General features: G+C 57.5%; 24 protein-coding genes. 16 read left to right on the forward strand and 8 right to left on the reverse strand.

What is annotated here, in order from left to right; translation table 11 throughout:
• Window positions 1–48: 48 nt before the first annotated feature.
• Window positions 49–183, reverse strand: a complete 135-nt coding sequence (rpmH, locus tag U2949_RS11565; protein WP_003800771.1) for a 50S ribosomal protein L34 — start codon at window positions 181–183, stop codon at window positions 49–51.
• A gap of 224 nt (window positions 184–407) precedes the next feature.
• Here rpmH and dnaA point away from each other — a divergent pair, with 224 nt between their 5' ends.
• From dnaA to U2949_RS11585, 4 genes are all read left to right on the forward strand, one after another.
• Window positions 408–1,805, forward strand: coding sequence for a chromosomal replication initiator protein DnaA (dnaA, locus tag U2949_RS11570; RefSeq protein ID WP_009461437.1), 1,398 nt, complete (start codon window positions 408–410; stop codon window positions 1,803–1,805).
• Window positions 1,806–1,807: 2 nt separating this feature from the next.
• The gene (gene dnaN, locus U2949_RS11575; protein WP_026483982.1) at window positions 1,808–2,917 is read left to right on the forward strand and encodes a DNA polymerase III subunit beta; all 1,110 of its coding nucleotides are present in this window, start codon (window positions 1,808–1,810) and stop codon (window positions 2,915–2,917) included.
• 76 nt (window positions 2,918–2,993) lie between these two features.
• Window positions 2,994–5,447: a DNA topoisomerase (ATP-hydrolyzing) subunit B gene (gene gyrB, locus U2949_RS11580; protein WP_321287862.1), complete on the forward strand. Its 2,454-nt coding sequence runs from the start codon at window positions 2,994–2,996 to the stop codon at window positions 5,445–5,447.
• 440 nt (window positions 5,448–5,887) lie between these two features.
• The gene (locus U2949_RS11585) at window positions 5,888–6,589 is read left to right on the forward strand and encodes a pseudouridine synthase (RefSeq protein ID WP_009461443.1); all 702 of its coding nucleotides are present in this window, start codon (window positions 5,888–5,890) and stop codon (window positions 6,587–6,589) included.
• A 170-nt stretch (window positions 6,590–6,759) separates the two neighbouring features.
• Here U2949_RS11585 and U2949_RS11590 read toward each other — a convergent pair whose 3' ends face one another.
• On the reverse strand, window positions 6,760–7,227 hold the full coding sequence (locus tag U2949_RS11590) for a GNAT family N-acetyltransferase (RefSeq protein WP_321287864.1): 468 nt from the start codon (window positions 7,225–7,227) through the stop codon (window positions 6,760–6,762).
• 195 nt (window positions 7,228–7,422) lie between these two features.
• Between U2949_RS11590 and U2949_RS11595 the strand changes: the two genes are divergently transcribed.
• The gene (locus U2949_RS11595; protein WP_283737865.1) at window positions 7,423–7,875 is read left to right on the forward strand and encodes a GFA family protein; all 453 of its coding nucleotides are present in this window, start codon (window positions 7,423–7,425) and stop codon (window positions 7,873–7,875) included.
• A 20-nt stretch (window positions 7,876–7,895) separates the two neighbouring features.
• Here the strand turns inward: U2949_RS11595 and U2949_RS11600 are convergent, their stop codons facing one another.
• The 3 genes from U2949_RS11600 to U2949_RS11610 all read right to left on the reverse strand — a co-directional run bounded on the left by U2949_RS11600 (window position 7,896) and on the right by U2949_RS11610 (window position 11,109).
• The gene (locus tag U2949_RS11600; RefSeq protein ID WP_321287868.1) at window positions 7,896–8,588 is read right to left on the reverse strand and encodes a GntR family transcriptional regulator; all 693 of its coding nucleotides are present in this window, start codon (window positions 8,586–8,588) and stop codon (window positions 7,896–7,898) included.
• A 68-nt stretch (window positions 8,589–8,656) separates the two neighbouring features.
• Window positions 8,657–9,754 carry a porin gene (locus U2949_RS11605; protein ID WP_321287871.1) on the reverse strand — a complete coding sequence of 366 codons (1,098 nt, stop codon included), beginning with the start codon at window positions 9,752–9,754 and terminating at the stop codon, window positions 8,657–8,659.
• The gene (locus tag U2949_RS11610; protein ID WP_321287873.1) at window positions 9,751–11,109 is read right to left on the reverse strand and encodes an MFS transporter; all 1,359 of its coding nucleotides are present in this window, start codon (window positions 11,107–11,109) and stop codon (window positions 9,751–9,753) included. Before U2949_RS11610 ends, U2949_RS11605 begins: the two co-directional genes overlap by 4 nt.
• A gap of 256 nt (window positions 11,110–11,365) precedes the next feature.
• Here U2949_RS11610 and argE point away from each other — a divergent pair, with 256 nt between their 5' ends.
• From argE to U2949_RS11665, 11 genes are all read left to right on the forward strand, one after another.
• Window positions 11,366–12,535, forward strand: a complete 1,170-nt coding sequence (argE, locus tag U2949_RS11615) for an acetylornithine deacetylase (RefSeq protein ID WP_321287874.1) — start codon at window positions 11,366–11,368, stop codon at window positions 12,533–12,535.
• Between the two features lie 58 nt (window positions 12,536–12,593).
• Window positions 12,594–13,787 (forward strand): pyridoxal phosphate-dependent aminotransferase, encoded by a 1,194-nt coding sequence (locus tag U2949_RS11620; protein ID WP_321287876.1) that lies wholly within the window; start codon window positions 12,594–12,596, stop codon window positions 13,785–13,787.
• Window positions 13,788–14,111: 324 nt separating this feature from the next.
• On the forward strand, window positions 14,112–15,269 hold the full coding sequence (locus U2949_RS11625) for an ABC transporter substrate-binding protein (protein WP_257723306.1): 1,158 nt from the start codon (window positions 14,112–14,114) through the stop codon (window positions 15,267–15,269).
• A 79-nt stretch (window positions 15,270–15,348) separates the two neighbouring features.
• Window positions 15,349–16,194 (forward strand): branched-chain amino acid ABC transporter permease, encoded by an 846-nt coding sequence (locus tag U2949_RS11630; protein ID WP_021447158.1) that lies wholly within the window; start codon window positions 15,349–15,351, stop codon window positions 16,192–16,194.
• On the forward strand, window positions 16,191–17,171 hold the full coding sequence (locus U2949_RS11635) for a branched-chain amino acid ABC transporter permease (protein ID WP_321287878.1): 981 nt from the start codon (window positions 16,191–16,193) through the stop codon (window positions 17,169–17,171). Before U2949_RS11630 ends, U2949_RS11635 begins: the two co-directional genes overlap by 4 nt.
• Window positions 17,168–18,775, forward strand: coding sequence for an ATP-binding cassette domain-containing protein (locus tag U2949_RS11640; RefSeq protein WP_321287880.1), 1,608 nt, complete (start codon window positions 17,168–17,170; stop codon window positions 18,773–18,775). Before U2949_RS11635 ends, U2949_RS11640 begins: the two co-directional genes overlap by 4 nt.
• A complete protein-coding gene (locus tag U2949_RS11645) occupies window positions 18,768–20,285 on the forward strand; it encodes a class I adenylate-forming enzyme family protein (RefSeq protein WP_199265228.1) in 1,518 nt (505 codons plus the stop codon). The genes U2949_RS11640 and U2949_RS11645 overlap by 8 nt, the downstream gene beginning before the upstream one ends.
• Complete coding sequence (locus U2949_RS11650; RefSeq protein ID WP_321287883.1) at window positions 20,285–20,656, forward strand: hypothetical protein; 372 nt, start codon at window positions 20,285–20,287, stop codon at window positions 20,654–20,656. Before U2949_RS11645 ends, U2949_RS11650 begins: the two co-directional genes overlap by 1 nt.
• Window positions 20,657–20,658: 2 nt before the next feature.
• The gene (locus tag U2949_RS11655) at window positions 20,659–21,459 is read left to right on the forward strand and encodes an alpha/beta fold hydrolase (protein ID WP_321287884.1); all 801 of its coding nucleotides are present in this window, start codon (window positions 20,659–20,661) and stop codon (window positions 21,457–21,459) included.
• Window positions 21,460–21,471: 12 nt separating this feature from the next.
• The gene (locus U2949_RS11660) at window positions 21,472–22,239 is read left to right on the forward strand and encodes a GntR family transcriptional regulator (protein ID WP_060186768.1); all 768 of its coding nucleotides are present in this window, start codon (window positions 21,472–21,474) and stop codon (window positions 22,237–22,239) included.
• A 27-nt stretch (window positions 22,240–22,266) separates the two neighbouring features.
• Complete coding sequence (locus U2949_RS11665; RefSeq protein WP_321287887.1) at window positions 22,267–23,055, forward strand: enoyl-CoA hydratase/isomerase family protein; 789 nt, start codon at window positions 22,267–22,269, stop codon at window positions 23,053–23,055.
• A 389-nt stretch (window positions 23,056–23,444) separates the two neighbouring features.
• On the opposite strand, the gene U2949_RS11670 is transcribed toward U2949_RS11665, so the two are convergent.
• The 3 genes from U2949_RS11670 to U2949_RS11680 are packed head-to-tail and all read right to left on the reverse strand — an operon-like array spanning window position 23,445 to window position 25,964.
• Complete coding sequence (locus tag U2949_RS11670) at window positions 23,445–24,200, reverse strand: arylmalonate decarboxylase (protein ID WP_321287889.1); 756 nt, start codon at window positions 24,198–24,200, stop codon at window positions 23,445–23,447.
• Window positions 24,201–24,217: 17 nt separating this feature from the next.
• On the reverse strand, window positions 24,218–25,186 hold the full coding sequence (locus tag U2949_RS11675) for a Bug family tripartite tricarboxylate transporter substrate binding protein (RefSeq protein WP_257723312.1): 969 nt from the start codon (window positions 25,184–25,186) through the stop codon (window positions 24,218–24,220).
• A 49-nt stretch (window positions 25,187–25,235) separates the two neighbouring features.
• Window positions 25,236–25,964, reverse strand: a complete 729-nt coding sequence (locus tag U2949_RS11680; protein WP_026483950.1) for a GntR family transcriptional regulator — start codon at window positions 25,962–25,964, stop codon at window positions 25,236–25,238.
• Window positions 25,965–26,027: the final 63 nt, after the last annotated feature.

Below are 26,027 nucleotides of genomic sequence, written 5' to 3' on the forward strand. Positions count from 1 at the left end.
GCTTTAGATAATAGATCCATCACCCTGGGCCCCGCATCCCGACATGGCTTATACAGCCAGACGTTTGCGACCTTTAGCGCGACGTGCGTTCAAAACAGCGCGGCCACCGCGAGTTTTCATGCGAACGCGAAAACCGTGGGTACGCTTGCGACGGGTAACAGAGGGTTGGTAGGTGCGTTTCATGGTGTATCCAAAAAAATGAGCCGCCAGAAATCGCAGAAAATCTCCACCCCGACAGCGCAAACGCTTGGGATCTGGCAACAGAAAATCGTGTTAAGCCCGTCATTTCAGCAAATTCTTTCTGTTGTGTCAATTATTTAGCCCGATATTACGCAACTAAATTTGTTAGCCTGTGGATAACTTGGCACAGCTCAGGGTAGAATCGAGGTTTACAGAAGTGATGACCGATGAATGAATTCTGGCAGTCCTGCGTTCAGAAATTGGAGCAGGAGCTTCCCCCCCAACAAATAAGTGCGTGGATACGTCCACTGGTTCCCCTGGACTTCGACAGCGAAGCCGGGGTGTTGCGCGTTTCTGCTCCTAATCGTTTCAAACTGGATTGGGTCCGCAAGAATTTCGCCACTCGTATCGAGGAACTGGCTTCGGATTTCTACGAATGTCCCGTTACGGTTCAGTTCGAGCTGCCTTCGGCCAGCGCGGCGCCGCGTCGCGCCCTGGCCGATCGTGCCGCTCCTGCGCCTGCAGGCAGCCCCGCCGGTGAAAACCTGGCCCCGCCCGTTGCCAACCCGGCCATGACGGCGGTGGTGGATGCGGTACAGGATCGTTCGCGCCTGAACGCCGAACTGACTTTCGACAACTTCGTGACGGGTAAAGCCAACCAGCTGGCACGCGCAGCGGCCTTGCAGGTGGCCGAGAACCCCGGTGTCTCCTATAACCCACTCTTTCTGTATGGCGGTGTGGGTTTGGGCAAGACCCACCTGATTCACGCGATCGGCAATGCGCTGGTCGCCAATGGCAATGGTGTGCGGGTACGTTACGTCCATGCTGACCAATACGTGTCGGACGTGGTCAAGGCGTATCAGCGCAAGGCGTTTGACGAGTTCAAGCGCTACTACCATTCGCTGGACTTGCTGCTGATTGACGATATTCAGTTTTTCGCCGGCAAGAACCGTACGCAGGAAGAGTTTTTCTACGCCTTTGAAGCGATGGTGGCTCAGCGCAAGCAGATCATCATCACCTCGGATACCTATCCCAAAGAGCTGGCCAATATTGATAGCCGCCTGATTTCGCGCTTTGACTCCGGCCTGACCGTGGCCATCGAGCCGCCCGAGCTGGAAATGCGCGTGGCGATCTTGTTGCGCAAGGCTCAGGCCGAAGGCATTGCCATGCCCGAAGAAGTGGCCTTCTTCATTGCCAAGCATCTGCGCAGCAACGTGCGCGAGCTGGAAGGGGCGCTGCGCAAGGTTTCGGCCTACGCGCGTTTCCATGGCCGCGATGTCTTGACGGTGGAAGTGTGCAAGGATGCACTGAAGGATTTGCTGTCGGTCTCCAATGGGCAGATCACAGTGGAAAATATTCAGAAAACCGTGGCCGATTTTTATAAAATCAAGGTCGCGGATATGTACTCCAAGCGCCGCCCCGCCAATATCGCCATGCCGCGCCAGGTGGCCATGTATCTGGCCAAGGAACTGACCCAAAAGAGTTTGCCGGAAATTGGCGATCTTTTCGGTGGTAGGGACCACACTACGGTGCTGCACGCGGTGCGCAAAATCTCGGATGCACGCACCAAGCAAGCCGAACTGAATCACGCATTACACGTACTGGAACAAACTCTCAAAGGATGACCATGCAACTCGTTCAAGCTACCCGCGACGCATTGCTAAAGCCCTTATCCACAGTAGTTGGCATTGTGGAGCGCCGCCATACTTTGCCGATTCTGGCCAACATCCTGCTGCGTAAAAACGGCTCTGATGTCTCTTTCCTGGCAACCGACCTGGAAGTGCAGATCACCACCAATGCCGACTTTGGCGTGGGTGAGGACAATGCGGCCACCACGGTGGCGGCCCGCAAGCTGCTGGACATTCTGAAAGCCCTGCCCGACTTTGGCGATGTGCGCCTGGGCCTGGACAGCGGCAAGCTGACCATCCAGTCCGGCAAGAGCCGCTTTCAGTTGCAGACTCTGGAAGCCGCTGATTTTCCAGTGCTGAACATGCCAGAGCAGTGGGACGTGTCCTTGAGCATGCCCCAGCGCACCTTGAAGCACCTGTTCAACACGGTGCACTTTGCCATGGCGCAGCAAGACATTCGCTACTACCTGAACGGTATGTTGCTGGTGTTTGAACCCGGCCTGGTACGTACGGTTACCACGGACGGTCACCGTCTGGCTCATAATGCCACCGCAATTGACGGGGTGCAGGAGCGTCACGACATCATCGTGCCGCGCAAGACTGTGCTGGAAATGCAGCGTTTGCTGGGCGATACCGACGATCTGGTCAATATTGACGTGTCCAGCCGTCAGATTCGTTTCCGCTTTGGCGATGTGGAGCTGGTCTCCAAACTGGTTGAAGGCAAATTCCCCGACTTTGCTCGTGTGATTCCTTCCAACTACACCCGCCACTTCGATGTCAGCCGTGAAGTGCTGCAAGGCAGTTTGCAACGTGCTGCCATTCTGACCACCGACAAACTGCGTGGCGTGCGACTGCAACTGTCGCAAAACCAGCTGAAGATTTCTGCTTCCAATGCCGAGCAGGAAGAAGCCGTTGAAGAGCTGGATATTGATTATGAACACGAAAGTCTGGACGTTGGTTTTAACGTCAGCTACCTGCTCGATGTGTTGGCCAGCATCAAGGACGAAACCGTCCGCTGGTCTGTGCAGCCCGATGCCAACGCCTCTGTGTTGATGACGCTGCCCGAGCAAGAAGACTTCAAGTACGTGGTCATGCCGATGCGCATTTAATGCAGCATGTTTGACCGGTATGGCCCGCCGGGCCATACCCGCTTGAAGCAGACAGGCTATTACAAGGTTTTATGCTATGACCGATCAAACCACGACCACCCAGCCAGCCGATTACGGCGCTGATTCCATCAAAATGCTCAAAGGCCTGGAGGCCGTGCGCAAGCGTCCAGGCATGTACATCGGGGACACCTCCGATGGCACCGGCCTGCACCACATGGTTTTCGAGGTGGTGGATAACGCGATTGATGAGGCCTTGGCCGGTCATTGCGACGATATCGTCGTCACCATCCACTCCGACAACAGCATTTCGGTGTGCGATAACGGCCGCGGTATTCCAACCGATATCCACAAGGACGACGAACACCAGCGCAGCGCCGCTGAAATCGTCATGACCGAACTGCACGCCGGCGGTAAATTCGACCAGAACTCCTACAAGGTATCTGGCGGTTTGCACGGTGTGGGTGTGTCTTGTGTGAACGCCCTGTCCGAATGGCTGTTGCTGACCATCTGGCGCAATGGCAACGAACACCAGGTCGAGTTCCGCCGTGGCGAGCGCACTGCGCCCCTGGCGGTGACCGGTCCTGCAGAAGGCCGCACGGGTACCTGCGTGCGTTACCTGGCCGACGTGGAAATTTTCAGCAATATCGAATACCACCACGAAATTCTGGCCAAGCGCCTGCGCGAGCTGTCCTTCCTGAACAATGGCGTGAAGATTCGCCTGGTTGACGAGATTCAGGGCAAGGAAGAAGACTTTGCCTTCCTGGGCGGCGTCAAAGGTTTTGTGGACTTCATCAACCGCAACAAGACCCCGCTGCACCCTAACGTGTTCAGCGTGGCAACCGAGTCCAATGCCGGCGGTACGCCAGTATCGGTTGAAGTGGCCATGCAGTGGAACGACAGCTACGCCGAAACCGTGCTGTGTTTCACTAACAATATTCCCCAGCGCGACGGTGGTTCCCACCTGACCGGTCTGCGTGCGGCCATGACCCGCGTGCTGAACAAGTACATTGCCGACAACGAACTGGCCAAGAAAGCCAAGGTCGACACCTCCGGTGACGACATGCGTGAAGGCCTAGTCTGCGTGCTGTCGGTGAAGGTGCCCGAGCCCAAGTTCAGCAGCCAGACCAAAGACAAGCTGGTGTCCAGCGAAGTGCGTCCCGCCGTGGAAGAAGCCGTGGCCCGCACCCTGGAAACTTGGCTGTTGGAAAATCCGAACGACGCCAAGGCCTTGTGCGGCAAGATCGTGGAAGCAGCCCGTGCCCGTGAAGCGGCTCGTAAAGCCCGCGAGATGACCCGCCGCAAGAGCGTGCTGGAAGGCGCTGGCTTGCCCGGCAAGTTGGCCGACTGTCAGGAAAAAGATCCCGCCCTGTGCGAACTGTACATTGTGGAGGGTGACTCCGCAGGCGGCTCGGCCAAGCAAGGCCGGGACCGTAAATTCCAGGCCATTCTGCCGTTGCGCGGCAAGGTGCTGAACGTAGAAAAAGCCCGTTTCGACCGTCTGATTTCCAGCGAGCAGATCACGACCCTGATCACCGCCCTGGGTACCAGCATCGGCCCGGACTTTGATATCGACAAACTGCGCTACCACCGCATCATCATCATGACTGACGCGGACGTGGACGGTGCTCACATTCGTACCCTGCTGCTGACGCTGCTGTACCGTCAGATGCCCGAGCTGATCGAGCGTGGCTATGTCTATATTGCTCAGCCACCTTTGTTCAAGGTGAAGGTTGGGCGTGAAGAGATGTACCTGAAGGACGAGGCCGAGGAAGCGGAATTCATGTTGAAGCTGGCACTGCGCGATGCAGTGCTGACACCATCCGAAGGCGCAGCTCCTATCACAGGCGAAGCCCTGTCCGACTACGCCCATCGCTACGTGAAGGCCAAGGCCGTGATTGAGCGTCTGTCGCGTCATATGGACGGTGATGCCCTGTCAGCGTTGGCTGAAGGCGTGAAGTTGAACTTGGACACGCAGGAAGCAGCCGAACAAACTGCTCAGGATTTGGAGAAGGCGCTGTTCGACGAAGCTGCCCCCACCGTCGTTAAAGTCTTTGCTGCCTTTGATGAAGGGAGCGAATCCTGGCGTGTGGTGGTGCAGCGTCTGCACCATGGCAACATCCGTGTCACGGTGTTTGACCGCAACTTCGTGCGTGGTGGCGATCACCAAACTCTGGCCCGCGCTGGCGAGACCTTTGCCGGTCTGATCGGTGATGGCGCCATGGTGGCTCGTGGTGAAGGCGAGAAGCGTCGTGAAACCGCCGTGGATGATTTCCGTGAAGTCATGCAATGGCTGTTGACCGAAGCCGAACGCGGGCTTAGCAAGCAGCGCTACAAAGGTCTGGGTGAGATGAACCCCAGCCAGCTGTGGGAAACCACCATGGACCCCACCGTACGTCGTTTGCTGCGTGTGCAGATCGCTGATGCCATCGATGCGGATCAGATCTTCACCACGCTGATGGGTGATCACGTTGAGCCACGTCGTGCCTTTATCGAATCCCATGCCTTGCAGGCGGGGAACCTGGATATTTAAGGCTGTCGGTGTTCACAGTTCCTGAAAGCTGTTCGGTTTGATGAAAACTGATCTCAGAAATTTGTGAAAAACCTCGCAGTGATGCGGATAAGAAAAATGGGCTCCGGCGTTCTTGCTGGGGCTCATTTTTTTGGTGATGACGGATGAGCTCTGAGTCTTAAAGATTCAGCGTCTTTGGGCAGGCTCAATTAATTTTTGTCAGTAGACACTGACTGATCAATTGCCAGGTGGGTTGGTGGCAATGGCGTCACGCGCCAGGAATGGAAAGGTGCGGAATCAAGCTGATGTGGTCTACTTGCAGTGATACACCCTGCTTCAGAACGAACTAAAAGAAGGGGCGTGGGGATCTGATGGTGGCACTTGGCGTCGGCCTTGCGAGGCCTTTTGGTCGATCGTAAAGACGCTGTAAATTATTCAATAATTCTTTGTTTGGAAATGAAATGCGACTGGACAAGTTTCTTGGTGAGAGCACGGATCTGAGTCGCTCAGACGCGCGTAAAGTGCTTAAAAGCGGAGAAATCACCGTCAATGGCGAGGTAGTGACCAAAGGCACTCACGTTGTACAAGAGGGTGATGTAGTGTGCTGGGATGATGAGCCGCTTGCCCTGATTGGCCTGCGTTACATCATGCTCAACAAGCCTGCTGGTTACGAGTGCAGCCTAAAAAATAGTGCTTACCCGTCTGTGATGATGCTGATCGATGTAGAAAAGCGCGAGCGCTTGCACACCGTCGGTCGATTGGATGTGGATACTACCGGCCTGATTTTGATTACGGATGATGGCCAGTGGACGCATCGTATTATTTCGCCCCGCCATCAATGCGATAAGGTCTACGTGGCGACCTTGGCAGAGCCTTTGCCTGATAATGCAGAAGAACTGTTCAAGGCCGGTATCTTGTTGAATGGCGAGGATAAGCCGACGCTGCCAGCCGTGCTGGAACGCATTGATGAACGTACCGCAAGGCTAACCATCCAGGAAGGGAAATACCATCAGGTGAAGCGTATGTTTGCTTCCCTGGGGAATCTGGTTCAGACCTTGCATCGCGAGCGCATTGGCTCTCTGTCCCTGGACGACAGCCTGGAGCCAGGCGAGTCGCGCTACTTAACGCCTGCCGAGGTGCAGCAGTTTGTAGAAGAAGGCTGAACTCCTGGCCCTTGGTTCTGGATTTGATAAGTCAAAGGTATAGCAAGCCCAAGGCTTTGATGTCCTGACATTGGGAAACCAGACAAAAAAAGCGCTCAAACACATTCTGTTTGAGCGCTTTTTTGTACCTGAATCAATTGTCAAAGTGGCTGGTGGCGCGGTGTCCTGCCTTATTCAAGCGCCTTGCGCATGATGCTGGTGTTGTGTTCATAGCCCAGCTGCTCATACAGAGCGATAGCGCCCCGATTATTGCTCAAGACCCCCAGCTCGATGTAGTCCAGTCCACGCACGTGTGCCCACTCCTGGGCGGTCTGCATCAGCAGCTTGCCCAGTCCCATGCCTCGTGCCGATTCTGTCACGACAAGATCAATCACATAGGCAAAGTCATGCGGCGTGATGCAGTTGTACGGCGGGGTCTTTTGCTGCTGAACAATAATGAAACCCAGCGCCTGATCGTCCTTCTCGGCCACAAACAAGGCTGCCTGGTCCGACTCGATCATGGACCGGATAAAGCCTTCGTCCTGCCGTGCTTGCAGGTAGTAGTGCGGCTGCAAATGATGCATGTGAGCAAATAGCTCGGCGTACATATCTCCAATCGTGCCAATGTCAGCAAGTTGGGCGGGACGTAGGGTGGGCATGGTTCGGGCTCTTGGTCAGTAATAAAGCGAAAACAGAAGCGTCTTGATGGTAGGCCGGGCAGGCTGAAAGAGGCAACGGAGTAGTCCGAACTTATGTTCGAAATCATGCAGGAAAGGCTCTTTGTCGCCATGAGGGGTAGTGTGATTTAGCATAACGCTATTGATTACAGAACCACCTATTCAAAGTCCCGCTCCATGATTGATTCTGTCCCCGACTCCCGCCCTATTTATCAAGCCGCCTGTCATTGCGGCACGGTTCGTTTTAATTTGCGGCTTAGCGATGGCTTGCGGTCCGCTCGGCGCTGTAATTGTTCTTACTGTCGTATGCGTGGCGCGGTGGCCGTCTCGGCTAACTTGGCTGATATTGAGGTTGAGCAAGGCCAGGATGCCTTGACGCTGTATCAGTTCAATACTGGTCAGGCCAAGCATTACTTCTGTTCGCGCTGCGGAATTTACACCTTTCATCAGCGCCGCTCCAATCCTGAGCAGTATGGCGTTAATGTCGCCTGTATTGAAGGGATGAGTCCCTTTGATTTTGTGGAGGTGCCTGTGAATGAAGGCCGCACTCATCCCAAGGACAGGAACAGTGGTAGTTCTGTGATTGCGGGGTGGCTACGTTACGAGGTGAATCCTGACGCGCAGGATTAGGTAGCAGTTGTTCCAGGAGTTTAAGTCGCAGGCAAATCCATCTGCTGCCTACGCAAGAAATACGAAGCCTCCGCCAGCTTCAGGAACTCCACCATCTCGGTACGCGCATATTCCGGGTCCCCGCTGGTCAGGGCTTTGCCCAGCTTTTCCAGCGCCTCTACCGTGGCCTGGTAGTTATCGGTATCGCTGGTATTGGCAAAACGCACCTGGTTGGCGTGGTCGGCGGACATGGCGATGGCGTCCAGCAGGCGCTCGTTGTGTACGCATTGCAGCCAGGCCCGACGAAAGCTGGCGTTGGCGCTGAACATCAGGGCGGCGTCTTTGTGCACCATGGCTACTTTGGCCAGATCAATGGCTTTGCTAAGACCGGCATGGAGCTGATCGCGGTCAGCGATGTTGACGGCCAGTGCGGCGGCAGCCGGTTCCAGAATGCGGCGCAATTCAAAGATGTCGCGCACCATGGCGTCGGTCAGCACGGGTACCTGAAATCCCCGTGTGGTGCTGTTCAATAAACCTTCGTTGACCAGTCGCAGCAGGGCCTGGCGCACGGGCATGCGGGTGCAACCAAAGCGCTCGGCCAATTCGTAATCCAGCAGGCGGTCGCCGGGGTGCCAGTCGCCCGCGTTCAAACGCTTGCGGGTGTCCCGGTAAATGGTGTCTACCAGCGTTTCCGCCTTGCTTGCCTGTGTGGATTTACCAGTCGAAGTCGCCATACGAAACCGATCAGAAAAGAATGGATGATTGTATCGTACAGACCCCGCTGCGCTGATCGGGTTTGTGCCTAGAACTTGGTTCGTATCCCCACCCTTAACAAGGTCTGGTTACGCCCCGTGGAACTGGGCATGCTGATCACGTTGGCCGTCGCGCCCTCGCCTTGCGCGTGCTGGATGATGGCCTGGGTATAAATATCCGTGCGCTTGGACAGGAAGTAGTCGGCCGTCAGGTTCAGTTGATGGTATTTGTTCGATCCCAGGGTGGTCAGCCCATAGCCCGGCCCCAGTACCAGATTGGGCGCCGCGCGCCAGGCAAAACCCAGCTGATAGTTGCGGAAGGTATGGTTCTTTTGCTGGCCATCGGGAGCCACGTAAAGGGCTTGTGAAAACACACCGTAGATAGTCACTTTATCGAAGGCGTAGTTTGCTCCTATGCCCCAGTCGCGCAGGTAACGGCCGCCGACTCGATTGGGTGCGCCACCGCCGGTAAGCGGGCTGATGTCCAGGCTGGCTTCTTGCACTTCGGTATAAGCGGCGCCCGTCGCAAAATTGCCGTTCTTGTAGTTGGCCGTAAAGCTGATGGTGCGTCCGGTTTGGGCCTGCCCTTCGCGCCGTTCCGGGAAGCCGTACATGGCACCCAGTTCAACACCGGCAAAGGAAGGCGTTACGTATTTCACCGATTGATTGACCCGCTGGCCGCTCATGCGGTCATTGTCCAGGGGGCTGTTCGAATAGCCGCCTGCCGACCAGGTGGGCGTGTAGAAAGCCTGCAGGGTGTCGGTGAAGAAATCGTATTGTCTGCCCAGCTTGATGCTGCCCAGATAATCGGATTTCAGGCCAACCCAGGCTTGGCGGCCCCACAGGGCGCCGCCCTGTCCCATTTCTCCGGTCGCCAGGGAGAAGCCGTTCTCCAGCTGGAAGATGGCGCTCATGCCATTGCCCAGTGATTCTGAGCCACGCAGACCCAATCGGTTGCCTTGCATGACGCCGGTATCCAGCGTGGCTTTGGAGGGGCCGTTGGCGTTGCTGATCCAGGTCAGGCCCGCATCCAGAATGCCGTACAAGGTGACGTTGTCGCCGGTTTGTGCCGTGGCGCAGGAGCTGGCGATCAGCGTAGCCAGTCCAACACAGCCAGCCGAAGCGGTTTTTACGTGACGGCGCATCATTGGGCACCGCCTTTGCTGGGGACAGCATGCAGTTTGGCGGCCTGATCCAGGGCGTTTTGCTGGCGGGCAGATGGCAGGGCAAAGACGCACAAACCACCCAGTACGGCCAGACCGGCAATGGTCAATACAGCGGTGCTGGTGCTGCCACTCATCTCTTGCGCCAGACCCATGGCATAGGGGCCAAACAAGCCGCCCAAGGCTGCTACTGCATTGATCAGGGCATAGCCGGTTGCAGCGGCGCGGCCACTCATGAAATTGCCGCCCAAGGCCCAGACCAGAGGTGTGCCGCCAATGAACATGGCTGTGGCAATGATGACGCCAATAATGCGCAAGGTCGGGTCCGGTGCCAAGGCCGTCATCAGCAGGCCGATAACACCACCTGCGCAGGCAATGGTCAAGTGCCAGCGACGTTCCCCAAAGTAGTCGGAGGAACGACCCAGAATCAGCATGGCCAGGGCTGAGGCGGCATAGGGCAAGGCGGCAATATAGCCAATGTGGGTCAGGTTCTTGATACCGGCTTCCTGAATGATGGTGGGCGTCCAGAAGATCACCGCATAAATGCCCAGGTTCAGGGACAGCAGCACGCAGGCCAGCCACCACACATTGGGTTTGCCCAGTACTTCAGCAATCTTGTCCTTGCGCGGCAGCTCGCGTTGCGCGTCCTGGTTCAGGGTGTGCAGCAGGGTTTTTTCTTCCTGGCTCAACCATTTGGCGTCTTCAGGACGGTTGGGCAAGGTCGCCCACAGCAAGGCCGCTACAAAGACTGCGGGCAGCCCCTGTAAGAGGAACAGCCATTGCCAGTTATGCAGGTGTTGGGACTCTGAAAACACATCCATGATCCAGCCAGACAGCGGGCCTACGATCATGCCGCCTGCCGCAGCGGCGGTGACCAAGGTTGCCATGACGCGGCCCTGGCGTTGTGGGGGGAACCATTGCGCCAGGTAATACACCACGCCGGGTAAAAAGCCGGCTTCCGCCACGCCCAGCAAGAAGCGGACGATATAGAACTGTGTGGGAGTGGTGACGAACATGGTCAACACGGACAGGATGCCCCAGGTGACCATGATGCGTGTCAGCCAGGCGCGGGCACCAAAGCGGTACAGCAACAGGTTGCTGGGGATCTCGAACAACAAAAAGCCCACAAAGAAGATGCCCGAACCCAGGCCATAGACCTCGGCTGAAAAATTCAGGTCTTGCAGCATTTGCAGCTTGGCAAAGCCCACGTTGACGCGGTCGATGTAGGCAACGATGTAGCTGATGAACAGGATGGGCATCAGCCGCCAGAGGATTTTGCCGAAAAGCAGATCCTCGGCCTTGGAGGGGACCGGGTCTGCGGGGCGCGATTGTTGTCTCATGATAGTCCTTATTGGTAATCGCAGTAAGTGAATTCAATTGAACTCATTTTTGTGAATATATTCATTTTCATACTTGATGGTCAATAAGTGCTATAGGTATAAAACAACTTTGTAATTCATTAATTTGTTGAAATTAAACAGATTTATAAAAAACAAAAAGTGAATTTCTAGTACAAACACCTAGACTTGTTGACAGCGATATACCTGCTATATAAACTGAATTCAGTTTTGGATAATAGCAATAAGGAGCTGGCATATGAGCAGGCAGGAGGCCCCTTCGGCCCAGGTGATCGAGCATGTTTCGTCCCTGATTGGCTTTGATACGGTAAGCAGAAACTCCAATCTGGCATTGATTGAATGGGCCGCCAACCGGCTCGAATCGGCGGGTGCCCAAGTGCGTTTTGATTACAACGAATCGCGCTCCAAAGCCAATCTGCTGGCAACCTTCGGCCAGGGGGCGGGGGGCGTGGTCTTGTCTGGCCATACAGACGTGGTGCCAGTCGACGGGCAGGCATGGTCCAGCGATCCTTTTCAGGCCCAGATTCGTGATGGTCGTTTGTTTGGCCGGGGCGCTTGCGACATGAAAGGCTTTATCGGCGTGGCTATGGCGCAGGCGCAACGCCTGGGTTCCATGACACTGCGCGAGCCCGTGCATCTGGCCTTGAGCTACGACGAAGAAGTGGGCTGTCTGGGCATTCCCGGCCTGATCGAGGAAATGCGTAAAGCCGGCATCCAGCCCAGCGGCTGCATTGTGGGCGAACCCACCAGCATGCGCGTTGTGGCGGCCCATAAAGGCGGCCGCATTTATCGCTGCCGCGTCAAAGGCTGCGCCGCCCATTCCTCTTTGACACCACACGGACTGAACGCAATCGAGTACGCCGCCAATCTGGTTTCGCACATTCAGCATCTGGCGGATGAAGAGGCCCAGGTCGGCAAGCGCATTGAAGGCTTTGATGTGCCCTTTTCCACCATTTCCACCAACACGATTTCCGGTGGCAATGGCATGAATATTATCCCGGCCCATTGCGAGTTCTCCTTTGAATACCGCTATCTGCCTGGCGTGGACCCGGATGGCTTCATCGGCAATTTGCGCCGCTTTGCCTATGAGCAGGTCTTGCCGCGCATGCAGGCACGCCATGGTGATGCGGCGATCGAATTCGAATGTCTGGGCAGCATTCCTGCCCTGGATGACGAAGACAGCCAGGAGCTGAAAAAAATGGCGTTGGCCTTGCTGGGTGAGTCCGCCGCACAACGTGTGGCCTATGGCACCGAAGCCTCGTTTTTCCAGGAAGCGGGCGTGCCCAGCATTGTCTGCGGGCCTGGCTCCATCACCGTGGCGCACAAGGCTGATGAATACGTCAGCCTGGAGCAGTTGGCCGCCTGCGAGTCCTTTCTGGGCAAAGTGATCCAGTCCTTGGCTGCTTAGGGCGGGATGGTTTCCGGCAGGTCTTGGGGCCTGTCTTATTCTGAAGGAACAATTTTTCATGAAGCTAGCAAAACGCATTACCGGCACCTCCCAAAAATCCTTTGGCATGTACGAGCAGGCGGCTCGTCTGCAAGGCGATACCTCGGACCTGATTCATCTGGAAGTTGGCCGCCCGGACGCGGATACGCCGGTGGCGATCAAGCAGGCGGCAGCCGATGCCCTGATGCGCGGCGAGGTGCATTACAGCGATCTGCGTGGTGTGCCCGCTTTGCGCGAAGCCTTGGCCGCCAAGCTGCGCAAGCAAAACAAGTTGGATGTCGGGCCGGATGATGTGCTGGTCACCAATGGGCTGACGCATGCTTCCTTTGCCGCTTTCTTCGCCATTCTGGACGAGGGTGATGAGGTGATTTTGCTCTCGCCGCACTACCCGCAACATATAGGCAAAATCGAGCTGGCCGGGGCGCATCCGGTGCTGGTGCCGCTGAACAAGGAACAGGGTTTTGCCATTGATGCGAAGGCCATCGAAGCGGCGATTACGCCCCATACCCGTATGGTGGTGCTGGTCAATCCGGCCAACCCCACGGGCCGTGTGTATCGCCGCAGCGAGCTGGAAGCTCTGGCGCAATTGGCGATCAAGCACGATCTGATCGTGGTCTCTGATGAAGTCTACGAGGACATTACCTATGACGATGCCGAGCACATCAGCATTGCCTCCCTGCCCGGCATGCAGGAACGCACCGTGTCCATGTTTGCCTTCACCAAGTCCTACGCCATGGATGGCTGGCGCATTGGGTATCTGGCTGCGCCTGCCTGGTTGATGCCCGGCTTGTTGAAGATCACCGCGAACGATGTCACCCATGTGAATACCTTTATTCAGGCGGGCGCGCTGGAAGCAGTGGTCGGGCAGCAAGAAGCCCTGCGCGGGATGATTGCGGACGACGATGCCAAGCGCCGCCTGATGCTGCAACGTCTGAATGCCATGGCGAATGTCAATTGCGCCCAGGTGGAAGGCACGATTTATGCCTTTGCCGATGTACGTGCCACGGGTGTGCCTTCGCAGGAACTGGCTGAGCGCTTGCTGAAGGAAGCCCGTGTGGTGGTTGAGGCAGGTAGCTTCTACGGTCCGCAAGGTGAAGGTTTCTTGCGCCTGTGCTTTGGCTCTGCCTCGTATGAGCAAATCGAGCAGGCCATGGATCGCTTGCAGGTATTCTTTGCTCAATTGGAGACTCAGGCCAGCCAAACCGCCGCCTGATAGGGTGAACTGGCAGGACCTCGGGGCCGCTTTCTGTTATGGAAAGCGGCTTTTTGGTGTCTGTGAGCAGGCCGTTTCAACTCCACTCTCTAGCGAAATACGTGCCCAGGCCATGACTTTTCCATATAAATATATAGACTAAAGTCCGTACAAATAAACCGACAGGTCATGTCGGTGTTTTCCCTTAAATTCGGGTCTATCCCCTTGTAGGCACTGGTTATAAGGTCATTATCAATCCATATTTCCATAGACAAGTATCCGCTCCCTATTATATTGTTCGTATCAAACAACAATTATGTCCGGTCAATTAATAGGAGCAGGTCCATGAAAAACGGGATACGGGGTGTACTGGCAGCAGCAGGGATGGTGGCCGCGCTGGGTGCGCAGGCTCAAACGCTCAAGCTGGGTGTGGTAGGAGGCATGACAGGTCCAGGCGCGCCCTGGGGGCTGGCTATTGATGGTGGCGTGAAAATCGCCGTGGATGAAATCAATCAGGCCGGTGGATTGGCCGTGGGCGACAAGAAGTACAAGGTCGAAGTGCTGACCTACGACGACCACTACAAGGCAGCGGATGCGGTAACCGCCACCAATCGTCTGATCGATCAGGATGAAGTGAAATACATCATCGGCCCTATTGGCTCGGCTTCGGTCATGGCCATGAAGCCGATTACCGAGCGCAACAAGGTCATCATGCTGTCCAACAGCTACTCGACCGAAGTGCTGGATGCGAACACGCAATACATGTTCCGCGTGCTGCCTACGCAGTACGAATACAACCGTCAGTTGATCGGCTGGTTGAAGCAGGAACGCCCCGAGCTGAAGCGTCTGGCGATCTTGTCGCCTAACGATGCGACCGGCTGGAGCACGCAAAAGATCCAGACCGCTGCTTACAAGGACGCCGGTTACGACGTGGCTGAAACCAAGTTCTTCGAGCGCTCGCAAAACGATTTCCGCACCTTGCTGACCAGCATTCTGGCCAAGAACGTGGACTTCATCGAACTGGATACGGTGCCACCTGGCCCGGCCGGTATTGTGATACGTCAGGCACGTGAAATGGGCTTCAAAGGCCAGTTCACCAAGTTTGGCGGCAATAACGTGGCTGAAACCGTGAAGTCTGCCGGTGCAGAGAACGCTCAGGGCACCCTGGTGTACCTGTCGGCCGACCCATCCAGTGAGCCCTACCAGAAGCTGAGCCAGGCTTACGCCAAGGTCCACAGCAACAGCATGGATGACTTCGTTTTCTACTTCTACGATGCCACCCGCCTGCTGTTCAAGGCCATTAACGAAGCTGGCACCGTGGACGATACCGATGCCGTGCGTGCCCGCATTGAAGCCAATAGCAGCTTTGACGGCATTCAAGGCGCGATTGTCTGGGGCGGCAAGGATGTCTATGGCGTGAACCACCAGATCGCAACCCCGGCCTACCTGGGCGTGATCGAGGATGGCAAGGCCAAGGTCATCAACAAGTTCGACGCCCGCTAATTACCGGTTTTGTTTCAGTACGCACTCCGCCACGGCGGTGGAGTGCACCTTGATACGGTTAGCAATTATGCAGATCGCAATGCAAATCGCCATCATCGCCTTGATGTCCACTTTCGTGTACGCCCTGGTAGCCCTGGGTTTCACGCTGGTGTTTGGCATCTTGCGGGTGGTGAACTTCGCTCACGGCGAGTTCTACATGCTGGGCGCTTACGCCATGTATGTGTTTTATGGTCAGTTTGGCTGGCCCTACCTGCCCTCTATCGCGGCCGCTGCCGTGCTGGTGGGGTTCCTGGGTTTACTGGCTGAACGTGGCCTGTTCCGTCGCTTTGTGGGAGACGAGATGGGCGGCATGATCATGTCCCTGGCTTTGGCGATTACCTTGCAGGCCGGGATCTCGCTGCTGTTCTCGGTGGACGAGCAATCGGTACGCCGTCCGGTGGAAGGTGCCTGGCAAATTGGCCAAGCCTTTTTCGCCAAGGATCAATTGCTGATTGTGGGCATGAGTGTGCTGGCGCTGGCTGCCTTCTATTTTCTGATCGAGCGTACCCGTATCGGCATGACGATACGTGCGGTGGCGCAGGATCGGGAAGTGGCACGTCTGCAAGGCGTCAGTTCCTGGAAGATCATGGCCTTCACCTTTGCCTTGAGTTGCGGCCTGGCCGGTTTGTCGGGTGCCCTGATGGCGCCGGTCTACACCGTGCACCCCTATATGGGCGAAGCCGTGGTGGTGAAAGCCTTCATTATTGTGGTTCTGGGTGGTCTGGGCAGCTTGCCCGGTGCAGTGGTTGCCGCCCTGATTCTGAGTGTCACCGAGGCCGTGGCGTCCACCTTCTATAACGCGACCGTGGCCACCATGTTGTCCTTCCTGATCGTGATGGCCGTGTTGCTGGTCAAACCCAGCGGTTTGATGGGGAAATCGTCATGAGCGCGATCAAAACTGCTTCTTTCTATCCGCGTGATGGCGCCCTGCAATGGGTCTGGCATGCCGTTGTGGTCGCGGTGCTGCTGGGCTGGCCCGTGTGGGCCGGACAGCCTCGCTTTGCCCTGCATCTGGCCATCATGGTGTCGCTGTACGCCTGCCTGGCCATGAGCATGAATCTGGTTTTGCGCATCGGCCAGCTTTCGCTGGCGCATGGTGCCTTGTTCGGGCTGGGGGCGTATGCCTCGGCCATTTTGAGTCGAGATTATGGCTGGTCCTTTCCAGCCGCGTTTTTGGGCGCCGGAGTGCTGACGGCAGCATTAGCTGTGATCACCGGCCCTATTTTTATGCGTATCAAGGGTGTGCATTTCGCACTCTTGACCTTCGCCCTGGGCGAAGCCGTGGTGCTGTGCTTTATCGAGTTCCACGAACTGTTTGGCGGCAATAACGGCTTTGGCCAGATTCCGGCCCTGCAAGCCAGCTTGCCGATTCCTGAAGGGCGTTACGGCGTTTATCTGGTGACGGTCAGCTTTGCCTTGGTGGTGTATTTCGTGCTGCGGGCCCTGTACCGCCGCGAATGGGGCATGGTGGCGGACTCTTTGCATCAGAGCGAACAACTGGTGCGCTCGGGCGGATTGAATGTGCTGCGTTTTCGGGTCAGCGTATTTGTGCTCAGCGCCCTGATTGCTGGCTGGACAGGCAGCTTGTATGCCCATTACCAAGGCTATATCTCACCTGATTCCTTCGGTTTCTGGACAGCGGTAAATGCCGTCATCATGAATGTGCTGGGTGGTGTGGGTGCCCTGGCTGGTGCCGTGGTGGGGGCCGCAATCCTGATCCCCCTGCCCGAGTTGCTGCGCGACTTGCAGCAGTATCAGCGCCTGATCTATGGCCTGACTTTGATTTTGCTGCTCTTGTTCATGCCGCAAGGTTTGGCGGGTCTGTGGCGTAAGTGGCGCGGCGCGCGCAAGGAGGCAGCATGAGCGTGCAATTGAATGTTCAGGGTCTTAGCCGACATTTTGGTGGGATCCGCGCGGTGGACGAGGTGTCCTTCAGCACGGCTCCCGGCCAGATTACCGGCGTGATCGGCCCCAACGGAGCCGGTAAAACTACGCTGTTCAATCTGATTGCCGGTGCGACCAAGCCCAGCGCGGGTGCAGTCACCATGGATGGTGCCGCGATTACGGGTCGCCCGGCCGCGTCCTTGGCGCGCCAGGGTCTGGTGCGTACCTTCCAGATGACGCATGTATTTGCAGGCCACACGGTATTTGAAAACCTGTATCGCGCGGCTCTGTTCCGTCAGTTTCCTTCGCCCTGGTCGCTGTTCAACCCTTGGGGTGTACGCCGTGGCCGCCAGGAAGCGGCGCGACAGGCAGAACAAGCCTTGGCCTTGATTGGCCTGGAATCTGTAGCCGATGAGCAGGCTGATTCGCTGGCCTACGGTTTGCAGAAGATTTTGGGTGTGGGCATGGCCCTGACAGCCATGCCCCGCCTTCTTTTAATGGATGAGCCCGCTGCTGGTCTGAACCCGGTGGAAACCGTGGCCATGGCCGACCTGATTGAACGCATCCACGCCAGTGGCATTGATGTGGTGGTGGTCGAGCACGATATGGGCCTGGTGATGCGTCTGTGTCAAAAGCTGGTGGTGCTGGTTAACGGTCGTTTGCTGGCCGAAGGCCCGACCGCACAAGTGCGTCAGGACCCGCGGGTGATTGAAGCCTATCTGGGTGCGGATCTGGACAAGGAACCTGGGCTGGAACCAGCCGTGGAGGTCCGCGCTGCGCAAAACGGGACGGGACACTCGGCTTCGGTCTCTACAACTGGTCAGGAAGCTGCCAAGGTCAGCAAGCCTGCGCCCATGCTGGAAATCAAGGACTTGAGCGTGTCCTATGGCGCGGTACGGGCCTTGGACAAGGTCAGTTTTGCGGTGGAAGAGGCCAGTGTGTGCGCCGTGATCGGGGCCAATGGCGCGGGTAAATCGACCCTGATGAAAGCCATTAGCGGTCTGGTGCCGGTTGCTGGGGGAGAAATCCTGCTGGAAGGCCAGCCTATCCAGAACTTGAGCGCAGAACGCCGTGTAAATCTGGGCATTGCCCTGTCGCCTGAAGGCCGTCGCCTGTTCCCGGAACTGACGGTACGCGAGAACCTCTTGATGGGGGCGTATCTGCGTCGCGATCAGGTAGACATTACGGTGGATCTGGAACGTATTTATGGCTACTTCCCGCGTCTGCTGGAGCGCGAGCAAAGCCAGGGTCGCCACCTCTCGGGTGGCGAGCAGCAAATGTGTGCGATTGGCCGTGCCTTGATGTCCCGGCCCCGCCTGCTCTTGCTGGATGAACCCTCCCTGGGTCTGGCCCCGGCGGTCACCTTGGAAGTGGCCCGTGCGATTCGTCAGATCAGCCAGGACGGCACCACGATTGTGCTGGTGGAGCAGAACGCTCGCCTGGCGCTGAAGTTGTCGAACCATGCCGTTGTGCTGGAAACCGGGCGCTTGAGTCTGGCGGGCGACAGCAAAGACATCATGAATAACCCCCAAATTGCAGCAGCCTATCTGGGCCACGCCGCAGAGGCTTCGCATCATGCCTAATATTTACCAGGTCGCCATGTTCAATGCCGAGCGCTACCCCGACAAGGTAGCGGTCTCGGACGAGCGCCAGGCCTTGTCCTTTGGCCAGTTCTGCGCCCGTGCGCGCGCCTTGTCGGCTTATTTGAAAGGTTTGGGCGTACAGCCGGGGGATCGGGTGGCCATCATGACGCCCAATTCCATCGACTATCTGGCCTTGCTGCATGCCACAGCCGTAGGCGGTTTTTCTCTGGTGCCGGTGAACACCCGTTACGGCGCCGCCGAACTGCGTTACTTGCTGGACGATGCCCAGCCTACCGTGTGTATTGTGGACCCGGCCTACCGTCCCTTGCGCGAGCAGATCGAGTCTGAAGGCGGTTTGAACAGTGCCGTGCAGTGGCTGGAACACCTGCCCGAGTCCTTGCCCGATCACCGTGCGGATGATCCGGTGCAGCATCGCTTTGGACGTGTGGGGGATGAGGATGTGGCCATCATCATGTACACCTCGGGTACGACCTCAGCCCCCAAGGGGGCCATGCTGACACATGGCAATCTGTCGGCCAATGCGGTGAACTACATCATGGAGCTGGGCATTGATGCCAACAGCCGCTCCTTGCTGGCGACACCCTTGTTTCACATTGGCGGTTTCGGGGTGGTGAATGGCCCCATTCTGTATGCCGGTGGCAGCTTGCATGTGGTGCCGCGTTTCGAGGCCGATGCGGTCATGGACGCGCTGCGTCTGTACCAGCCTACGCATGTGTTTTTGTTGTCCGCCATGTGGGTGGGCTTGACCGATCACCCAGAGTTCAAAGCGCTGTCCCTGCCCGGTGCCCAGTTTGTGCAAACTGCGGCTGCGCCTTTGGGCCAGTGGCGTCAGGACTTGATCCGAACCGTGTTTCCCAATGCTGAATTCAGCTGGGGCTTTGGCATGACGGAAAGCTGTGTCACTACCATCAAGAATCGCTACACGCAGGAGATTCTGGAGCATCCCGGTTCCATCGGCTACCTGTGGCGGCATGTGCAGTATCGGCTGGTTGATGCCGATGGCAAGGTGCTGCCTGATCAGCGCGGGCCGGGCGAAATGCAGGTGCGTGGCCCGACTGTGTTCAAAGGCTATTGGCGGCAGCCCGAGCTGACCGCCCAGGTGTTGGATGCCGATGGCTGGCTGCACACTGGCGATTTGATTCGGGTGGACGATGAAGGCTTTGCCTATTTCATGGGCCGCAGCAAAGATATGATCAAGACGGGCGGCGAAAACGTGGCCGCGCTGGAAGTGGAAAACTGTCTGGCCAGCCACACCGATGTGCGCGAGGCCGCCGCCTTTGGCCTGCCCCACGAGTATTGGGGCGAAGAGCTGGTTGCTGCGATTGTGCCTGCCAATGGCCGTGAGCCGGATGTGGAAGTGCTGCGCGAGTTTTGTCGGGAAAAACTGTCCGGCTTTAAAGTACCCAAACGCATCTTTATTGTGGATTCCCTGCCCCAGTCCTCTTCGGGCAAAGTGCAGAAGTTCCTTCTTCGACAAAGGTATGTCTGATGCTGACTTCTTTATCTCTGTTTGACCCTGCCGTGCTGGCTGCCTGGGCCAAGCGCGCCCGCGCCGATGATTTTGTACGGCAGCACAGTGTGCTGGCCGATGTTTGCGTGGCGCTGCGCAATACCGACACCGGCGAGCATGGTTGGCTGGCCGTGTCAGAACAGGATGTGCAGGCGGGCACAGGCCCGCGTGAGGTGCCATTCTGGCTGGAAGGCGATAGTGCTGCTTTTGCGGATTTGGCTCAGGGCTTTCCATTTAACCGTTTGGTGCGTCAGCACCGTCTGGTGGTGGGGGGCGATTTGCGCGCCTGCGTGCAGAACTGGATGTTGTTGTACGCCCTGACCCGTCTGACGGGCGAGCTGGAGGTCTGAGCATGCCTTATGTGACAACTGCGGATGGTATCCGCGCCTATTACGATCTGGCCGGTTCCGGTCCTGCCTTGGTGATGGTGCACGGCGCCAGTCAGGACAGCCTGTCCTGGCAATATGTGCTGGACCACTTTGCGCCCTTCTACACGGTGTATGCGCTGGATTTACCCGGTCACGGCAAGAGCGGCATGCCATTGGGTGGACCTCATAACGCCACCCCGCAAAATGCCCAGTATCTGCTGCAATTTCTGGATGCAGCGGGTATCCAGAATCCGGTCTTGATGGGGCACTCCATGGGCGGGGGCGTTGTTGCCCAGGCCGCTGCCATGGCACCCGAGCGTATTCGTGGACTGGTGCTGGTCGATGGCGCTTCGGTGAATGTGGTCAAGTCCTCCGGCTACAACCCGCGCATTCTGGAGATGGCGCGTATCAATCCGGGCGACTGGTTTGAAGTGACCTTCCGCACCTTGATGGGCACCCTGTCCGACCCGGCCCGTGCGCTGGAAGTGGTGACGGATGCCCGTCGTTGCATTCCGGCGGTGGCCTTTGCGGATATCTGTGCCTTTGGCGGTTTTCGCATGGAGCAGATTCTGGAGGATATTCGTTGCCCGGTGGTGATTGTGGAAGGCAGCGAGGACTGGTCCGTGCCGCCAGAGTCCGCCAGAGAGGTCGAACGCCTGCTGCGAGAAGGCAAAGTTCCGGTGGAATATATAGAATGGCCGGGCATCGGGCATTTTCCCCAAAGTGAATGTCCTGAGCAGTTCACCCGCGACACCCTGGCTGCGATGCGCCGCCTGTCTCTTTAAGCTGAAAACCGTATGGCAAACACCGAATCCCAGTCCAGCGCCAAGCCAACCCTGTATCAGAACATGAGCGATCGCTTGTTGGAGCTGATCCGTTCGGGCCATTACCCCGTCGGTTCCAAGCTGCCCACCGAGATGGAGCTGTGCGAGATGTACGGGGTCGGTCGGCACACGGCGCGTGAAGCCATACGCAAGCTGACCGATCTGGGTTTGATCGAGCGGCGTCGCCGTGCCGGTACCACCGTGATACGTCAGCATCCCAAGCCGCAGTTTGGTCTGGCGCTGGATACCACGGACCAGTTGCAGCGCTATCTGGAATTTACCGATCTGCACGTGCATAAAAAGGCGGTTTGTGTGGATAAGCAGCCGCCTGAAACCGCGCTGGACGGTGATCCGGCGGATTGGGTGAAGGTGGAAACCTACCGCAGTGTGCCGGGCAGCAAGCGCGGCATTTCCTGGACAGATATTTATCTGCGCAAGGAATACCAGGCGGTGGCCGACCTGATCTCTACCCAGCCCGGCGGTGTGTATCCACTGCTGGAAGAGCATTGCGGCGAGGTGGTGGAGACCATCGAGATGGAAATTTCCGCCTCGCGCTTTCCACCGCATGTCGCGCGCTTTCTGGGTTACGAGGACTCCGATCCGGCGCTGCTGATTATCCGCACCTTCCGCAATCTGGCGGGCAAGGTCATGGAAGTGGCGGTCAGCTTTTACCCACCTTATGAATTCCGCTACGTCACGCGCCTGTCGCGCAGTGATGGGAGCCATCGCTCGCAGAGCTGATTTTTCCGAACCTTTGGGGAGACATTCATGAAACGCAAATATGGCCGCAGTGTGACGGTCAAGGTGACCGGCGACCATGCGCTGGTGCGCTTTGATCGCGGCGTGAACCGTAATGCTATTGATCAGGACACTTTGCTGGCCCTGACGCAGGTGGCGCAGGATCTGGCCTTGTCGCTGGAGATTCACACCGTGGTACTGACTGGGGCCAAGGACATTTTCTCGGCCGGGATTGATCTGAAAGACCCGCAAAAGTGGAACGACGAGCAGGCTGGCTTGCTGGAGCGTCGGGATGTAGCTCAGCGCGGTGCACGCTTGTGCCGCCTGTGGGAAGAGCTGCCACAGCTGACCATTGCCGCCATTGAAGGCGCCGCCGTAGGTGGCTCGGTTGCCTTGGCACTGGCTTGCGATTGGCGTGTGGCCTCGCAGACGTCTTTCTTGTATCTGCCTGAAGCCAAGGTGGGCCTGAACATGGGCTGGGGCGCCATTCCACGCATGGTGAACATGCTGGGTGCCGCTCGCACCAAACGTGCCATCTTGCTGGCCGAACGCTTCGGTGCTGAACAGGCGCTGGACTGGGGCCTGCTGGATGAGGTCTGCGAGCCTGGTCAGGCCGTGGCGGTGGCACAGTCTTTGGCCAAGCGGGCTTCGGAGTCGCCTGCGGCGATTATCCGCATGACCAAGGAGTCGGTGAATCAGGTCGCCAATGCCATGAACCGACTGGGTATTTATATGGATGCTGATCAGGCGCTGGTCTGCCGCGACAGTGTAGAAGGAGCCCAGGCGCGTGCGGGGTTTTTGTCCGCTGGTCGAGCCTAGATAAAACGGCTCTGCTTGGGGGCGGTCAGCGGACCGGCGACCAGGACGGGAGAAGGCATTTTGTTGGGCCGCGCTTGAGTGCGCTGCGGGCGCATCGCTTTTGATGTTGCAGAGGTCTGAACAATAAGTCCCACACCCAGCTTGGCTTGCCCCCCAGAAGTTGGAGACTGTTCCAACCTTTGGGGGGGCATGACTACGTACGATGAGCAACATAAGCTGGACGTGGCCCAGCCCGAGCCTTGGTGAGACAGCCCTTTGCCTTGTTTTGATGCCAAACAGGTCACGTCGGCCTGTGGGGCGGCACAATCTGCGTGGCGTTAGTGTGCGCAAATAGTGTGTTACGTGCCCCTATCCGCGTTTGCGGACAAGGGGCTATCTACATCGAGGTATCAGGCGGTTTGACGCTCTTGTGCCAGTCGTCCCATCCCCTGCGGAAATAAATCCAGGCCAGCTGTCGCCACCAGATCCCAGAAGCCAGCAGGCGAGCTGGACACGACAGTGACGCCCAGTTTGTCCTCGACCTGACGTACAGCTTCCAGCGATACCAGGCCGCCGCAAGACAGCAGCAAACCTTGTGCCTGACCGGGGGCCTGCTCTTGGGCGATGTCCCACGTCTTCAGACACAGGTCTACCAGCTCCTGCGTGCTGATTTTCGACATGGCCGTGACGTCGTTAACGCCCAGTCCATAGGCGCAGACGGCCTGGACCTGGTTCTGGCCCAGAAATCGGACCAGGCGCTGGTTCACGTCATCAATATAGGACGAGGCCACTGCAACCCGTTCGATGCCGCTGACCTGCAGGCCGCGCAAAATGGCGTGGCTCATGGTGGAGCAAGGCAGGCCGGTGGATTCACGCAGGCGGGCCACCAGTTCCTCGTTAAAGTCCGAGCCGCGGTAAAAGCTCAGCGAAGTCCCCATCAAGGACACGGCTTGGGCGCCCCGGGCGGCCAGCTTTTGAGCGGCTTCAACGACCTGGTCAATGACCTGGTCGTAGCCTTCCTTGTCCACCGAACTTAGCGCCAGACCTTGGGCGATGAAGTCGATTTCCGGGTACATTTCCGGGCCTTCCGGAGGCACCAGACCGGCGGCTGGTGGCACGATCAGGCCAAGTACGGGGCGCTGGGCGCCAGAGTTGTCAGTCGTCATAACAGTAGCTGCTTATTTCATTGTTTAAATTCGAGTTGGGCGGTCTTGATGACATTGGCCCAGCGTTCTGTTTCTTCACCCAGCCATTTTTCGGTGGCCTGGGCATCTTGATAGCCGGCGACCGAACCTTGGGCCAGAAAGGCATCCTGCACTTGCTTTTGCTGCATGCTGTTTTCCAATGCCTTGCTGACGGTGGCGATCAAAGCCGGGTCCACGTTTTGTGGGGCCAGCATGAACAGCGACGGTGTCACGCTATAGCCAGGAATGGTTTCCGCGACGCTGGGCAGATCGGGCATGCCGGGGAAGCGGCGTTCGGACAAGGTGGCAAGCAGACGAATGCGGCCGGAGTTGGCCAGGCCAATCGAGGAAGCCAGGCTGGCAAAGGACATGGATACTTCACCGGATGCCAGAGCCTGGCTGGCCGGTGCACCGCCGCGATAGGGTACATGCACCAGTTCGGTTTTGGTCTGCAAGGCGAACAGTTCACCGCCCAGATGGTGCACCGAGCCTACGCCCACCGAGGCGAAGGTTTCTGTTTGAGGAGGTGCCTTGCGAATGGCTTCGATCAATTCGGCCACGGTTTTGACAGGGCTGTCACCCGGAACGGCCAGAGCCAGATCAGACTGGCCCACCATGCCGATAGGGGTGAAGTCACGTTGCAGGTCGTAGCGCAGCGCCGGGTAAATATAGGGGGCGACCAGCAAGGAAGTATCGGCAAACAGCAAGGTGTTGCCATCGGCCTGGGACTTGGACACATAGTCGGCAGAAATGGTGCCACCTGCGCCGGATTTGTTTTCCACAATCACGGTGCGATCCAGCTCTTTGCTTAGCGCCTGGGCGGTGACGCGGGCCAGGGTGTCGACCCCGCCGCCGGGAGCAAAACCCACGACCAGACGAATGGGTTCGGCAGCGTGTAAAGCGGCCACAGGGCTTAATGTCAGGGCGAGCGCAGCCAGCGCACGCCGTGTGAAACGGCTTGCAAACATGAGAAAGTCTCCTCGGTATGAGTGGTAGTTTTTTTAGCTAATTATTAATTCAGTGCCGCATATAAAACCCGGCTAAAGGGTTGAGCTGGGCGTTTAGCCAGCTATAGCGCTCGCGCTTGTCGAACTCCCATTTCTCGGGATGGGCCTGGGCGACACGGCGCAGGGATTCGGCTCCGGACAGCACATGGCTGGCCGCTGCCTGCATGGCGCTGGGGCCGTCGCGTTGGGCCAGGGCCTGGGTCAGTGCCTGATGTTCATGCCAGGACTGCTCCATGCGGTTTTCCTGATCCAGATGGCGGTGGCGGTAAGGGTTGGTCAGACGGCGCAGGTGTTCAATTTGCTGCACCATGAAGGTATTGCCGGCAATGCTGTGGATCAGGGCGTGCAATTCGGCGTTGTACGTGGCGTAATCTGCCAGGCTTTTTTCCTGCAGGGCCTTGGCACCGCGCTTTTGCAAACGCTCCAGTTCGCGAATCTGGGCATTGCTGATGCGGTAGGCCGCCAGTTGCGTACAGGCACCTTCCAGCAGCGCCAGGGTTTCCAGCATTTCTTCCAGCTCTTCAATGGTGTGCTGGGTGACAAAAATACCGGCTCGGGGGGCAATGCGCACTTGTCCGGTGGCTGCCAACTGCAACAAGGCTTCGCGTACCGGGGTGCGTGATACCCGGAAAAAAGTGCACAGCAAGGATTCATCAATGGCGCTGCCCGGCGGCAGATCACCGCTGGCAATGCGGTGCTCCAGTTCGATTCGTACCCGGTCGGTATTGCTAAGCGTCATGTCTGTCTCCCAAGCCCTTTCCTGTTTTTTAGGCTTAAATGATTCTAGGGAGGGCTTTTTGAT

This window comes from Alcaligenes phenolicus (assembly GCF_032063905.1).
GTDB classification, from domain to species: Bacteria; Pseudomonadota; Gammaproteobacteria; order Burkholderiales; family Burkholderiaceae_B; genus Alcaligenes; species Alcaligenes phenolicus.

What these genes read in the sequence shown, in the direction of transcription:
- U2949_RS11665 (WP_321287887.1), top strand. Translation starts at nt 22,267, where the DNA reads ATGAAACGCAAATATGGCCGCAGTGTGACGGTCAAGGTGACCGGCGAC.
- U2949_RS11645 (WP_199265228.1), top strand. Translation starts at nt 18,768, where the DNA reads ATGCCTAATATTTACCAGGTCGCCATGTTCAATGCCGAGCGCTACCCC.
- U2949_RS11680 (WP_026483950.1), bottom strand. Translation starts at nt 25,964, where the DNA reads ATGACGCTTAGCAATACCGACCGGGTACGAATCGAACTGGAGCACCGC.
- U2949_RS11585 (WP_009461443.1), top strand. Translation starts at nt 5,888, where the DNA reads ATGCGACTGGACAAGTTTCTTGGTGAGAGCACGGATCTGAGTCGCTCA.
- U2949_RS11610 (WP_321287873.1), bottom strand. Translation starts at nt 11,109, where the DNA reads ATGAGACAACAATCGCGCCCCGCAGACCCGGTCCCCTCCAAGGCCGAG.
- U2949_RS11620 (WP_321287876.1), top strand. Translation starts at nt 12,594, where the DNA reads ATGAAGCTAGCAAAACGCATTACCGGCACCTCCCAAAAATCCTTTGGC.
- U2949_RS11630 (WP_021447158.1), top strand. Translation starts at nt 15,349, where the DNA reads ATGCAAATCGCCATCATCGCCTTGATGTCCACTTTCGTGTACGCCCTG.
- U2949_RS11655 (WP_321287884.1), top strand. Translation starts at nt 20,659, where the DNA reads ATGCCTTATGTGACAACTGCGGATGGTATCCGCGCCTATTACGATCTG.
- gyrB (WP_321287862.1), top strand. Translation starts at nt 2,994, where the DNA reads ATGACCGATCAAACCACGACCACCCAGCCAGCCGATTACGGCGCTGAT.
- U2949_RS11635 (WP_321287878.1), top strand. Translation starts at nt 16,191, where the DNA reads ATGAGCGCGATCAAAACTGCTTCTTTCTATCCGCGTGATGGCGCCCTG.
- dnaA (WP_009461437.1), top strand. Translation starts at nt 408, where the DNA reads ATGAATGAATTCTGGCAGTCCTGCGTTCAGAAATTGGAGCAGGAGCTT.
- U2949_RS11640 (WP_321287880.1), top strand. Translation starts at nt 17,168, where the DNA reads ATGAGCGTGCAATTGAATGTTCAGGGTCTTAGCCGACATTTTGGTGGG.
- U2949_RS11590 (WP_321287864.1), bottom strand. Translation starts at nt 7,227, where the DNA reads ATGCCCACCCTACGTCCCGCCCAACTTGCTGACATTGGCACGATTGGA.
- U2949_RS11675 (WP_257723312.1), bottom strand. Translation starts at nt 25,186, where the DNA reads ATGTTTGCAAGCCGTTTCACACGGCGTGCGCTGGCTGCGCTCGCCCTG.
- argE (WP_321287874.1), top strand. Translation starts at nt 11,366, where the DNA reads ATGAGCAGGCAGGAGGCCCCTTCGGCCCAGGTGATCGAGCATGTTTCG.
- rpmH (WP_003800771.1), bottom strand. Translation starts at nt 183, where the DNA reads ATGAAACGCACCTACCAACCCTCTGTTACCCGTCGCAAGCGTACCCAC.
- U2949_RS11670 (WP_321287889.1), bottom strand. Translation starts at nt 24,200, where the DNA reads ATGACGACTGACAACTCTGGCGCCCAGCGCCCCGTACTTGGCCTGATC.
- U2949_RS11595 (WP_283737865.1), top strand. Translation starts at nt 7,423, where the DNA reads ATGATTGATTCTGTCCCCGACTCCCGCCCTATTTATCAAGCCGCCTGT.
- dnaN (WP_026483982.1), top strand. Translation starts at nt 1,808, where the DNA reads ATGCAACTCGTTCAAGCTACCCGCGACGCATTGCTAAAGCCCTTATCC.
- U2949_RS11600 (WP_321287868.1), bottom strand. Translation starts at nt 8,588, where the DNA reads ATGGCGACTTCGACTGGTAAATCCACACAGGCAAGCAAGGCGGAAACG.
- U2949_RS11625 (WP_257723306.1), top strand. Translation starts at nt 14,112, where the DNA reads ATGAAAAACGGGATACGGGGTGTACTGGCAGCAGCAGGGATGGTGGCC.
- U2949_RS11660 (WP_060186768.1), top strand. Translation starts at nt 21,472, where the DNA reads ATGGCAAACACCGAATCCCAGTCCAGCGCCAAGCCAACCCTGTATCAG.
- U2949_RS11605 (WP_321287871.1), bottom strand. Translation starts at nt 9,754, where the DNA reads ATGATGCGCCGTCACGTAAAAACCGCTTCGGCTGGCTGTGTTGGACTG.
- U2949_RS11650 (WP_321287883.1), top strand. Translation starts at nt 20,285, where the DNA reads ATGCTGACTTCTTTATCTCTGTTTGACCCTGCCGTGCTGGCTGCCTGG.